Origin of the sequence: Pseudoalteromonas luteoviolacea (assembly GCF_021654285.1) — a bacterium.
GTDB classification, from domain to species: domain Bacteria; phylum Pseudomonadota; class Gammaproteobacteria; order Enterobacterales; family Alteromonadaceae; genus Pseudoalteromonas; species Pseudoalteromonas luteoviolacea_J.
In genome coordinates this window covers 14,855-26,944 of the sequence record NZ_JAKFZS010000003.1, presented here as the reverse complement: position 1 = coordinate 26,944, position 12,090 = coordinate 14,855, and the positions used below count along the sequence as shown (strand labels likewise).

The 12,090-nt window shown below is 42.7% G+C and carries 10 protein-coding genes; 6 read left to right on the top strand and 4 right to left on the bottom strand.

What is annotated here, in order from left to right:
* Positions 1 to 80: 80 nt before the first annotated feature.
* Positions 81 to 800 (top strand): osmolarity response regulator transcription factor OmpR, encoded by a 720-nt coding sequence (gene ompR, locus L1077_RS02935; RefSeq protein ID WP_063361231.1) that lies wholly within the window; start codon positions 81 to 83, stop codon positions 798 to 800.
* Complete coding sequence (gene envZ / locus L1077_RS02930) at positions 800 to 2,101, top strand: two-component system sensor histidine kinase EnvZ (protein ID WP_237135531.1); 1,302 nt, start codon at positions 800 to 802, stop codon at positions 2,099 to 2,101. Before ompR ends, envZ begins: the two co-directional genes overlap by 1 nt.
* Positions 2,102 to 2,608: 507 nt before the next feature.
* Here envZ and L1077_RS02925 read toward each other — a convergent pair.
* The 4 genes from L1077_RS02925 to hslR form a co-directional block, all read right to left on the bottom strand.
* Complete coding sequence (locus tag L1077_RS02925; RefSeq protein WP_237135530.1) at positions 2,609 to 2,809, bottom strand: hypothetical protein; 201 nt, start codon at positions 2,807 to 2,809, stop codon at positions 2,609 to 2,611.
* Between the two features lie 179 nt (positions 2,810 to 2,988).
* Complete coding sequence (locus L1077_RS02920) at positions 2,989 to 4,527, bottom strand: phosphoenolpyruvate carboxykinase (RefSeq protein WP_237135529.1); 1,539 nt, start codon at positions 4,525 to 4,527, stop codon at positions 2,989 to 2,991.
* A 261-nt stretch (positions 4,528 to 4,788) separates the two neighbouring features.
* The gene (hslO, locus tag L1077_RS02915; RefSeq protein ID WP_237135528.1) at positions 4,789 to 5,634 is read right to left on the bottom strand and encodes an Hsp33 family molecular chaperone HslO; all 846 of its coding nucleotides are present in this window, start codon (positions 5,632 to 5,634) and stop codon (positions 4,789 to 4,791) included.
* A gap of 11 nt (positions 5,635 to 5,645) precedes the next feature.
* Positions 5,646 to 6,056, bottom strand: a complete 411-nt coding sequence (gene hslR, locus L1077_RS02910) for a ribosome-associated heat shock protein Hsp15 (RefSeq protein WP_237135527.1) — start codon at positions 6,054 to 6,056, stop codon at positions 5,646 to 5,648.
* A gap of 265 nt (positions 6,057 to 6,321) precedes the next feature.
* Here hslR and gspC point away from each other — a divergent pair, with 265 nt between their 5' ends.
* Genes gspC through gspF form a run of 4 tightly spaced genes read left to right on the top strand, consistent with a single transcriptional unit; the run spans position 6,322 to position 12,088 of the window.
* Positions 6,322 to 7,218, top strand: a complete 897-nt coding sequence (gspC, locus tag L1077_RS02905) for a type II secretion system protein GspC (protein ID WP_237135526.1) — start codon at positions 6,322 to 6,324, stop codon at positions 7,216 to 7,218.
* A gap of 28 nt (positions 7,219 to 7,246) precedes the next feature.
* On the top strand, positions 7,247 to 9,310 hold the full coding sequence (gene gspD / locus L1077_RS02900) for a type II secretion system secretin GspD (protein WP_237135525.1): 2,064 nt from the start codon (positions 7,247 to 7,249) through the stop codon (positions 9,308 to 9,310).
* A complete protein-coding gene (gspE, locus tag L1077_RS02895) occupies positions 9,303 to 10,862 on the top strand; it encodes a type II secretion system ATPase GspE (protein WP_440589532.1) in 1,560 nt (519 codons plus the stop codon). Before gspD ends, gspE begins: the two co-directional genes overlap by 8 nt.
* Positions 10,862 to 12,088, top strand: a complete 1,227-nt coding sequence (gene gspF, locus L1077_RS02890) for a type II secretion system inner membrane protein GspF (RefSeq protein ID WP_237135524.1) — start codon at positions 10,862 to 10,864, stop codon at positions 12,086 to 12,088. The genes gspE and gspF overlap by 1 nt, the downstream gene beginning before the upstream one ends.
* Positions 12,089 to 12,090 lie beyond the last annotated feature (2 nt).

The following is a 12,090-nucleotide window of genomic DNA, read 5'->3' as shown; positions in this document are numbered from 1 at the left end:
TTATCAGTAAGTTATGGTGTCTAAGGCGCTTATTTTCAATTATATTTAACCAATAGTTGAATGATAACAAGAAGAATCCAATGGGAAATGAAACAACAAAGGTATTGGTAGTAGATGATGATATGAGATTACGCAGCTTGTTAGAGCGCTATCTCGTTGAGCAAGGCTTTATTGTGCGTAGTGCCGCGAATGCCGAACAAATGGATAGGTTATTAGAACGAGAAAACTTTCATTTAATGGTATTAGATCTGATGTTGCCGGGAGAAGATGGTTTATCAATTTGCCGTCGTTTAAGGCAGAAAGAAAATGAAATCCCAATTGTGATGTTAACGGCCAAAGGCGACGAAGTTGATCGCATTATTGGACTCGAGCTTGGGGCTGATGATTACTTACCTAAACCATTTAATCCTAGAGAGTTGCTTGCCCGTATTAAAGCTGTTTTAAGAAGAAAGACCAAAGAAGTACCTGGTGCCCCTGCTGCAGAAGAAAATGAAGTAGAATTTGGCATATTTAAGCTGAATTTGGCGACACGCGAGATGCAAAAAGGCGATCAAACGATTGCGTTAACCAGTGGTGAGTTTGCAGTACTTAAAGCTTTGGTAAGTCACCCACGAGAGCCTTTGAGCCGTGATAAGCTAATGAATTTAGCGCGAGGGCGTGATTACAGTGCATTGGAGCGAAGCATTGATGTTCAGGTTTCTCGATTGAGAAGAATGATAGAAGAAGATGCGTCTAACCCAAGATATATACAAACCGTTTGGGGGTTAGGTTATGTGTTTGTGCCTGATGGCGAAAAATAATGGGGATCTTTCCTCGTAGTGCGTTTGGCCAGACGGTATTTTTTGTTGCCGCTTTGCTGCTTATAAACCAAATTGTTTCGTATATTACAGTCACTTTATATGTGTTTAAACCGACATTTGAGCAAGTAAATTTAATGCTTGCAAAGCAAGTGAAAACGGTATTCATTGACTGGGAGGAAGGCGTTGAAGTGGACTCTGCGTTATCAAATAAGTTCTTTGAGATAACGGGAATTGATGTGATGACGCAAAAGGAGGCATACATCAATGGTTTGGGTCAAGCCCGTGAATATAGCTTGCTCTCTCGGAGTATGTCAGAGCAGCTCAATGGCTCCGCGCGAGTCAGGATCAGCCAAGGAGATCCAGTCGTATATTGGGTCGAAGCGCCACAAGCTCCGGGGTATTGGGTAAGAGTTCCTTTAACTGGGTTTTCAGAAACCAAGTTGGAATTTTTGGTTTTTTACTTATCGAGCATTGGTTTTCTGAGTGTATTGGGTGGGTGGCTCTTTGCAAGACATTTGAATCGGCCATTAAAAGCATTGCAAACCGCAGCAAGCCGAGTTGGTGTAGGGGACTTTTCGACACGTTTGGTTGAGCAGGGATCAACGGAAGTTATTGAAGTAACCAAGGCATTTAATCAAATGTCTAAAGGCATTGCTGAGCTCGAAAGCGATCGTCGATTGCTGATGGCGGGGGTTTCACATGATCTTCGAACGCCTTTGACACGAATACGTTTGGCGACCGAGATGATGTCTGATGAAGAAGCCTACCTAAAGGAAGGGATCATTGACGATATTGAAGATATGAACGCCATTATTGATCAGTTCATTGAGTATCTTCGTCATCACAGCAGTGGTGAAATGCACCAAGAGAATGTAAATACGCTTGTAGAAGAAGTGGTGCATGCAGAGCAGCAGCATAAACGAACAATCAATGTGCTCCTTACAGAAAAAGCGCCGTGGGTACAGGCCAATCATGTTGCTTTGAAACGCGTTTTGACCAATATGATTGAAAATGCCATCAAGTACTCCGAAGGTGAAATTGATGTCTCAACGCATCTAGAACCTAAAAATAACGCTGTGGTGATCCAAGTGAAAGACAGGGGACCTGGGATCCCTGAATCCGAGTTAGAATCTGTATTTGAACCGTTTAAGCAGGGAGATCAAGCAAGAGGCTCCGATGGAAGTGGATTAGGGCTGGCCATTATTAAGCGTATTGTGGCAACACACGGTGGCAAGGTATCTTTAAGAAATAGATCACAAGGCGGCCTATGTGCAGAGGTACAGCTTCCAATATCTAAATAACCGTTTAAGTAGCAGCTTGACTAGTCAAGCTGCTACTACTTTATTATTGATCAAATTGTACAGGTTGATGTGCAAACTGCTGGGTGAGTTGGGGAGACATACTAACTATTGTATTGAGGTGTAACTCGTGTTTTACGAGCACTTGCGGCTTCGTGGGTAAGCACTAGATCAACTTGATTATTTTCAATGCTTTTTTCTTTATATTTAGTTTCATTGTTTAATCCTTTCCTAATTTCGCATTACTTCATTAGGTAACCTTTACCTCACATCTTAACCTAGTGAGAATTTGAGTAGGGTAAATGGCATCAATTGGATGATATTTAATCGGCTTAGAACGTTTAACGTTAGGTAGTTAAAATCAGGAGCCGCTTTATTCTCCAGCGTGACTCATTGTGAGTACTTTGAGCTATAGACCGCCAGTATCGTTACGTTGTCCTTAGTTAGGGGAAATTAACCTTGTTGGCCAGATAAAAAAGCTTGGTATAGCCAAGCTTTAACTGTAATTAACTAGACACACATATCAATAGAAGGACATAGGCCTATTGACTGACAAATGGCTGGGTGAGTGTCGCATATATAGTAACTGTTGCAATCTATTCTGGAGTTGAAGGTTGCACCACGGCCTGCACCGATTTGCTTAGTTTGCTGTGCGTCTAGGTTTTTGGCGTTGAGATCTTTGATGTGTTTCTTTTTAAGTTGTAATTTCATCTGTATTTCCTTTATCAAAATCATATTATGTCAATTTATTTGACTAAATTACTTTAAATAGGAACTCTGTCTGTGTAAATATTGTTTTATTGAAGATTGTTCAAGATGAGTAATTCTTAATTTTCAGACATAAAAAAACGCCCAACGAGGGGCGCTTTTGATAAAGGAAAGGGTATTGCTTAACCGCGAGGACCTGCTGACTTGATTGCGTCAGATACGTCGTATTTCTCGAAATTAGCTTTAAAGTCTGCCGCTAGTTTAGCTGCATACTCTGCATACTTGTCTTTATCTTCCCAAGTGTTGACAGGGTTAAGTAGCTTTTCATCTACGCCATCAACTGAAACTGGGATATCTAAGTTCAATGCTTCAATATGTTGAGTTTCAACGCCTTCTAGCGTGTCATTCACGATAGCATCGATAACGGCACGTGTTGTTGGAATGTCGAAGCGCTTACCTACACCGTAAGGACCACCAGTCCAGCCTGTGTTTACTAGGTATACTTTTGCACCAAACTCACGTACACGTTTCATTAGTAATTCAGCATAAACACCCGCTGGACGTGGGAAGAATGGTGCACCAAAACACGTTGAGAATGTAGATTCGATATCAGATGTTGAACCAATTTCAGTTGAACCAACTTTTGCAGTGTAACCACTTAAGAAGTGATATGCAGCAGCTTCTTCAGATAAAATAGATACTGGAGGTAAAACACCACTTACGTCACATGTTAAGAATACAACTGCACGAGGTTCACCTGCACGGTTTTCTACTTTACGTTTTTCAACATGCTCAAGCGGGTAAGCTGCGCGTGTATTTTGCGTTAAGCTAGTATCCGCAAAATCTGGTACACGGTTTTCATCAAGTACAACATTTTCTAGAATGGTACCGAATTTAATCGCATTCCAAATTACTGGCTCATTCTTTTGAGATAGGTCGATACACTTAGCATAACAACCGCCTTCAATGTTAAATACACTACCAGGAGCCCAACCATGCTCATCATCACCGATAAGGAAACGCTTAGGGTCCGCAGAAAGCGTCGTTTTACCAGTACCTGATAGGCCAAAGAATAAAGTTGTGTCACCTTCTTCACCAACGTTTGCACTACAGTGCATAGGTAGAACACCTTTAGCTGGAAGTAGGAAGTTCTGTACAGAGAACATCGACTTTTTCATTTCACCGGCGTAATGCATACCTGCGATTAGCACTTTGCGCTCTACAAAGTTGATAATAACGGTACCATCACTGTTTGTGCCATCACGCTCAGGGTCACATACAAAAGATGGAACGTTCATTACCTGCCATTGGGGTAAATCAGCTGCATTGTATTTGCTAGGTTCGATAAACATGTTTTTAGCAAAGATATGGTGCCAAGCCGTCTCAGTAGTCACGACTACTGGTAAATAGTGCTCAGGATCTGAACCAACTTCTAAGTGAGAGACAAAGTGGTCATTGCTGTGCACGTGTGCTTCTACACGAGCCCAAAGAGCATCAAATTTTTCCGCATCGAATGGACGGTTGACGTTACCCCATTGGATGTCATTTTCTGTGCTTGGCTCTTTAACAATAAAACGGTCGTTAGGAGAGCGACCTGTACGGCGGCCTGTTTTTGCTACAAAAGCTCCATTCGCTGCTAAAGTCCCTTCACCACGCGAGATAGCGTGTTCGACAAGTTCAGCTGCAGTTAAATCGACAAAACGAGTAGCGCTTGAAGTCATGTTTATACCTAAATGTGAGAATTGAACGGGATAGCCCTGGTTATTAAGTACCTAAAGCTTGAAATTATACTAACAGATGCATTTGAGATATTCGAGCCCTAAAGGGGGCAGAAATTGCAATTTTTTGACAAAAAAACTGAATAATTTCAATGATACCGGTGTCATGAAAGTTACTGTTTTTATGACACCGGTATCATTTTTTTACAAACAAAAAGCCGCCAAAATGGCGGCTTGAGTTTAGATGAACTAGATGTACCTTATTTAATTAAAAATAGACTTTATGTCTTGTTCATTAAAACGGTAATCAGTGAGACAGTAATGGCAGCTTAGTTTTACTTCACCGTGCTGTTCAATATCCTCTAACAAGGCTTGTTGACCCACATTGACTAGCGCACTGATGGTTTTTTCGCGGCTACACCCACACACAAAGTTCACTGCTTGTGGTTCAAACAGCTGAGGGTTGTCTTCGTGATATAAACGAGTCAGTACTGTCTGTGCATCTAATTCTAGTAGCTCATCTTCTTTTATCGTGTCACTAAGCGCTTCTAAGTGTTCAAAATCACTTTGCGATTTCTCTTTATTGACTGGAAGAACTTGCAAGAAAAGACCGGCAGCTTTAACAGTATCTTCATCAATCTTAGTGGCGAACCATAATCTGGTTCTTAACTGTTCTGATTGCTCAAAGTAGTCTTCTAAACATTTTGCTAATGAATCAGATGTCAATGGCACGACGCCTTGATATCTCTCTCCTTTATCAGGAGAGATGGTGATAATCATATGGCCTTTACCAATTAAATCGCTTATGCCTGAACCTGTGATCGGGCCTTCGACTCTTGCGATACCACGCATATTTTGTTGGTGATTACCATTTATTACGGCATATTTTACAGGGCCATCGCCTTGAAGCTGTACGGCAATATCACCTTCAAACTTAAGTGTTGCTGTTAATAGGCTCGATGCGACGAGTAATTCACCTAATAAAGCTTGTACTTCTGTTGGGTAGTTGTGACCAGCAACAATGTCTCTTAGCGTATGCTCGACCTGTACTAATTCGCCTCGTACATCGAGGTCGTTGAAAAGATAGCGATGAAGTAAATCTTGTTTCATCTATAAAGACCCTAATTTGATTTTAACTTGAGCAGCTCGCGGCGCTGCTTTTTATCTGGCTTGTGCTCTGGGCGTGGTGCAAAGAAACTATTGTTTTTTCTAGCAATGGCATTTTGCGCCCGCTTTTCAATGCTTTCTGCTGACTCTACATAGAGTGTCTGAGCAATTGGAGCGGCTTGACGTTTGTCCATTAACTTTAAAACAGTGATGTGTTTTTCATCATGACCCTGGGGTACTTCGATGGACGCGCCAATATCGACATGACGGCTCGGTTTGCACCTTTGGCCGTTATATCTGACTTTACCACCTTGGATCATTTCCCGGGCAATTGTGCGCGTTTTATAAAAGCGCGCAGCCCAAAGCCATTTGTCCAATCTGACTTTTGCATCATCTTGGTTGTTTTCTGGATTGAGTTTTGTCACAATTCTTTAACTACATTAGCGTCTTGCTCTACGGTGAAATTTATCATATTTTAACCGTCAAAAAAAGCATAGCGCTTGATAGGTCAAGGAATGGCGTATTATGAAAACTTGAACAAATGGTTAATACTGTGTTCAGTTTATTCATGTCATATCTTGTACCGATTTAATTTTAAGTTTCACATTTGCACGCTTGTTGAATCGAGATCGAAACGGTACACTGAGGCGTTCAATAGAATAAGAAAAAGTCTCATTAAAGAATTTTTATATGGAATTACAGATACAACAGTTACAGAAAATATTACAAGGGTTGCCCCACGCTAAGCTTAGTCGCGCAGTGGTGTTCTTAGCTGTTGTATATATTGCCTTCCTACTGTCTCAGCTCTTTTGGCTACTTTTTCCAAAACCTGAAGCAGCATCGATTAATCTCGCACCCAGCCAAACTCAAAATAGTACTCAGGCAGTGAGTAGTGCATCTATTTTAGCTCAACATATTTTTGGTAAAGCAAATGAAAAGCCTAAGGACGCAGATAAGCCTAAGCCGGTTATTTCTAATGCGCCTGAAACGCGCTTAAATGTGAAGCTAACAGGCATCGTTGCGGTCAGTAAAAACGACAGTGCGGGCCTTGCAATTATCGACTCACAAGGCAGGCAGGAAACGTATTTAGTGCAAGATGTGATTAAAGGTACGCGCGCAAAGCTTGCGCAAGTGCTGCCAGATCGCGTGATTTTGGATGTGAGTGGCCGATTTGAGACCTTAATGCTTGATGGGCTCGACTTTACGCAGCAAGTAGCCATGCCTACCGCGCCAAAGAAAAACGTTGCGCCTAAAGAAAGTCGTATAAGTGAACAAACGCGCTCAGAACTAGCGCAGCGTCGTCAAGAGCTTTTAAATGAACCCGGCAAGTTGTTCGACTATATTAGAATTTCACCAGAGCGTCGCAATGGTCAACTTGTTGGCTATCGTTTGCGTCCTGGAAAAGATCCTGAACTTTTCAAAAAGATGGGTCTCAAAAATAACGACCTGGCCATTGCGATAAATGGCTACCAACTCACGGATATGAAACAGGCTATGACGGCTATGAACGAGCTCAGAGAGAGCACCGATGCCAACATAACTATCGAACGCGATGGCCGCACTTTAGACGTGCAATTCAGCCTGTAAAAGACACTAATTTTGGAGTTTAAGAATAATGGGTAGAAAGCTACACCTCACAAGAATCAGAAAAGGGTTAGCTAAGTATGCAGCTCTGTTGTTTGCGGCTGGATTGTCATTGTCAGTGTCTGCGGTTGAGTATGCGGCCAACTTTAAGGGAACTGATATCAATGAGTTTATTCTCATTGTGGGTAAGACACTTAACAAAACGATCATCATAGATCCGAATGTACGCGGCAACATTAATGTACGTAGCTTCGAGTTAATGGATGAAGAGCTATATTATCAGTTCTTTTTAAGTGTCTTAGAAGTATACGGCTATTCAGTCGTTGAAATGCCTAATGGCATTATGAAAGTTGTGCGTAGTTCTGACGCTAAAAAAGCAAACGTACCACTTGTAAACGATAATAGTGAAGGCGACGGTGATGTGATGATCACTCGCGTCGTTGAAGTAAAAAATGTATCAGTACAAGAATTAGGCCCTCTTATTCGTCAATTTAGTGACCAAAAAGACGGTGGTCATGTTACTAACTTTAACTCAGCTAACGTGATGATGCTGACTGGCCACGCCGCTTCGGTAAACCGTTTGGTTAATATCATTCAATCAGTTGACCAAGCTGGTGATCAGCGTGTTGATATCGTAAGGTTAAAACATGCTACTGCCGATGATGTCGTTCAAGTTGTTGAGAAAATTTATAAAGACACAGGCAAAGGCCGTGTTCCTGAGTTTTTGATCCCTAAAATTGTTGCTGATGGCAGAACGAATAGTGTGGTTGTCAGTGGTGAAAGTCAGGCAAGAAATAAAGCAATTGAGTTAATCAAACGCCTTGATGATGAATTAGAAAATCAAGGAAATACGCAGGTATTCTATCTCAATTACGCAAAAGCGGAAGAGCTTGTAAAAGTACTTCAGGGCGTGAGCAAAACGTTACAAGAAGAAGCTCAGGGCGCTGGGAAAACAACTCGCTCACGTAGTTCAAATCGCAACGAAACGAGCATTGAAGCGCATGATGATTCCAACTCGTTAGTCATTACTGCACAGCCAGATACGATGCGCTCGTTGGCAAACGTTATTGAGAAGTTAGACGTACGTAGAGCTCAGGTATTAGTAGAAGCGATTGTGGTTGAGGTCCTTGAAGGGGATGGTATTAACTTCGGCCTGCAATGGATCACAGAGCAGGGCGGCATGTTGCAGTTCAAAAATGGTACCACGGTACCTGTTGGTTCATTAGCGGTTGCTGCTGAGCAGGCACGTGACAAAACAATCAAACGTACCGTTCAAGCAGACCAAACTGCAGAGCTACGTGATTACGAAGAAACAGTTGAAGGTGATTTAAATGCACTTGGCAAGTTACTTGGCAATGTAAATGGTCTGGCTGCAGGTGTAGTGAAAAATGATTGGGGCGCAATTATTCAGGCAGTGTCTACAGACACTAACTCGAATATTCTAGCAACCCCATCTGTCACAACCATGGATAATGAAGAAGCTTCTATGATTGTGGGTCAAGAAGTACCAATTCTTACAGGCTCTGCGGCTGGTGATAATAACGCTAATCCGTTCCAAACAGTTGACCGTCAAGAAGTGGGTATTAAGCTCAAAGTTACCCCACAGATCAATGACGGTACTGCCGTGCAGTTGACGATTGAACAAGAAGTGTCAAGTGTCAGCGGTGCGACTTCTATTGATATTGCAGTTAATAAGCGTGCCATTAATACAACAGTAATTGCAGATGATGGCGGTATGGTTATTCTGGGCGGTCTGATTGACGAAGATGTACAAGAGAGCGTTTCTAAAGTACCACTACTTGGCGATATTCCAATTCTTGGTCACCTATTCAAGTCAACCAATACGACAAAACGTAAACGTAACTTATTGGTATTTATTCGTCCGACGATTATACGTGATAGCCGCAGTATGAATGAGCTCAGTCACGCCAAGTACAAGTTCATCCGTAATGAGCAAATCAAAAGGCAGGAAGACGGCATAGACCTAATGCCATTTGAAGAGTCACCGGTGTTACCTGAATGGAATGATGCCATGATTTTGCCGCCAACGTATGAGCAGTACTTAGATCAGCAAAATGAGAAGAAAGATGACTGAAGCAAGTATGAGTGTTGTTGAGGCGCCAATAGATACAGAAGCGGCCTCAGCTGCGACTGATGAGGTGCTAGAAGAACAGCAAGCTCAGTTGCGTTTGCCGTTCTCTTTTGCGCGCCGAGAAGGTGTACTATTAAGTGACGACCCGAAAGGCCTTAAGGTCTTTCATAAAGGGGATGTGTCGTTAGACGCGCTGCTTGAAGTACGCCGAGTTGCCGGCGGCGGTTTTAATATTGAAGTCATCGATGAAGATAAATTTGAATTATTGTTAGAAGCTGCCTATCAGCGAGATAGCTCTGAAACTCAGCAGATGATGGAAGACATCGGAAATGAGGTAGATCTGTTCTCACTTGCTGAGGAGATGCCTCAGACTGAGGACCTATTAGCTGCAGATGACGATGCACCAATCATTAAGTTGATTAATGCGATGCTCAGTGAAGCAATCAAAGAAGGGGCATCGGATATTCATATTGAGACATTCGAAGCTGATTTAGTTATTCGGTTCCGTGTTGATGGTGTCCTCAAAGAGGTGCTTAAACCAAATAGAAAGTTATCTTCGCTGCTGGTTTCTCGTATTAAGGTTATGGCCAAACTGGATATTGCTGAAAAGCGTGTCCCACAAGATGGTCGTATTAGCTTGAGAATTGCCGGCCGTGCGGTTGATGTGCGTGTATCTACTATGCCATCTAGCTTTGGTGAGCGTGTTGTACTGCGTCTACTGGATAAGAACAATGCGAGACTAAACCTTGAAGATTTGGGGATGACAGAGCGTAACCGTGAGCTATTTTCTGAAATCATCGCTAAGCCGCATGGCATTATCCTAGTTACGGGCCCAACTGGTTCTGGTAAAAGTACCACCCTATATGCGGGTATGACACAGATTAACTCGAAGGACCGTAACATTCTTACGGTTGAAGATCCGATTGAATATGAAATCCCTGGCATTGGTCAAACTCAGGTAAACCCTAAAGTAGACATGACATTTGCACGTGGACTACGTGCAATCCTGCGTCAGGACCCGGATGTTGTCATGGTTGGTGAGATCCGAGACTTAGAGACTGGGCAAATTGCAGTTCAAGCTTCATTGACGGGTCACTTAGTAATGTCAACACTGCACACGAATACAGCGTCTGGTGCTATTACGCGTATGGAAGATATGGGTGTCGAACCATTCTTATTGTCTTCGTCACTACTTGGGGTGTTATCTCAGCGTCTTGTCCGTACTTTATGCCCTAGCTGTAAAGAGCCGCATCTTGCAGATGACAGAGAGTGTGAATTATTGGGTGTTGAAAAAGGCTCACAAACTACGATTTATCGTGCTGTAGGCTGTGAAGAATGTAATTTTAACGGCTACAAAGGCCGTACCGGTATTCATGAGTTACTTGTTGTTGATGAGCATATTCGTGAGCTTATTCATAATGGTAAGGGTGAACAGGCGGTTGAGAAGTACATCCGTCAATTTAGTCCTAGTATTCGCCAAGATGGGTGTTCACGTGTTCTAGCGGGGAAAACAACGCTAGAAGAAGTGATGCGAGTAACACGTGAGGAAGGATAATGGCGGCGTTTGAATATCGTGCCTTGGATGCAAAAGGCAAGGAAAAAAAAGGCATTTTAGAGGCCGATACTGCCAAACAAGTTAGGCAGATGCTGCGCGAAAAGGCAATGATGCCACTTGAAGTTGAGCCAGCAGCTGAAAAAGAAAAGTCTCAATCTACTGGTGGATTCAGTTTATCGAGAGGGTATAAACCTTCTGTCAGTGATATTGCGCTGATAACGCGCCAGCTTGCAACTTTGATACAGTCATCATTACCAGTGGAAGCGGCAGTCATGGCCGTTGCTGAGCAGTGTGAAAAACCAAGATTGAAGCGCATGTTAATGGCTGTACGCTCAAAAGTGGTAGAGGGTTACACGCTGGCTGATGGCATGTCAGACTTCCCGCATGTTTTTGATAATTTATACCGCTCTATGGTTGCCGCTGGTGAAAAGTCAGGTCACCTTGACGAAGTATTGAACCGTTTAGCGGATTACACTGAGCAACGCCAGCATATGCGCAGCCAAATCACGCAAGCCATGGTTTACCCAATCATTTTGGTCGTTTTTGCCATCGCGATTGTGACTGTGTTGTTAGGCACAGTTGTACCCGAAATCTTAAAAACGTTTGAAAAGTCAAACCAAGTTTTACCTTGGACAACCGAATGGGTATTGGCAGCTAGTAACTTTGTACAAGATTACTGGATGCAAGCAACTGTATCTCTAGGCATGTTAATTGTCGCTGTTCAGCAAACGTTAAAGCGCCCTAAAGCACGCTTTTGGTACGACACCAAATTACTGCAGTTACCGGGCATTGGTAAAATAAGTCGCGGTATTAACACTGCCCGATTTGCAAGAACGCTGAGTATTTTATCCTCAAGCGCGGTGCCGTTATTAGAAGGGATGAAAATTTCTGGTCAGGTACTAGAAAACGAGAAGATTAAAGCCGCTGTGGCAGAAGCCGCAACCCATGTTAGTGAAGGGGCGAGCCTCAAAGCAGCTTTACATCAAACAAAGCTATTTCCGCCAATGATGCTACATATGATTGCCAGTGGTGAAAAGTCTGGAGAGTTGGAGCAAATGTTAGAACGTGCAGCCAACAACCAAGACAGGGAGTTTGAAAGTATGGTAAGTGTTTCACTTAAACTACTTGAACCGGCGATGATTGCCAGTATGGCATTAATTGTACTCTTCATCGTTATGGCGATACTCCAACCTATTATGGCAATGAACAAAGCAATTGGTTTGTAGTC

Bases quoted from the DNA above. Each gene is read 5' to 3' on its own strand.
- L1077_RS02920 (WP_237135529.1), bottom strand. From the start codon at position 4,527: ATGACTTCAAGCGCTACTCGTTTTGTCGATTTAACTGCAGCTGAACTT.
- ompR (WP_063361231.1), top strand. From the start codon at position 81: ATGGGAAATGAAACAACAAAGGTATTGGTAGTAGATGATGATATGAGA.
- gspF (WP_237135524.1), top strand. From the start codon at position 10,862: ATGGCGGCGTTTGAATATCGTGCCTTGGATGCAAAAGGCAAGGAAAAA.
- L1077_RS02925 (WP_237135530.1), bottom strand. From the start codon at position 2,809: ATGAAATTACAACTTAAAAAGAAACACATCAAAGATCTCAACGCCAAA.
- gspD (WP_237135525.1), top strand. From the start codon at position 7,247: ATGGGTAGAAAGCTACACCTCACAAGAATCAGAAAAGGGTTAGCTAAG.
- envZ (WP_237135531.1), top strand. From the start codon at position 800: ATGGGGATCTTTCCTCGTAGTGCGTTTGGCCAGACGGTATTTTTTGTT.
- hslO (WP_237135528.1), bottom strand. From the start codon at position 5,634: ATGAAACAAGATTTACTTCATCGCTATCTTTTCAACGACCTCGATGTA.
- gspC (WP_237135526.1), top strand. From the start codon at position 6,322: ATGGAATTACAGATACAACAGTTACAGAAAATATTACAAGGGTTGCCC.
- gspE (WP_440589532.1), top strand. From the start codon at position 9,303: ATGACTGAAGCAAGTATGAGTGTTGTTGAGGCGCCAATAGATACAGAA.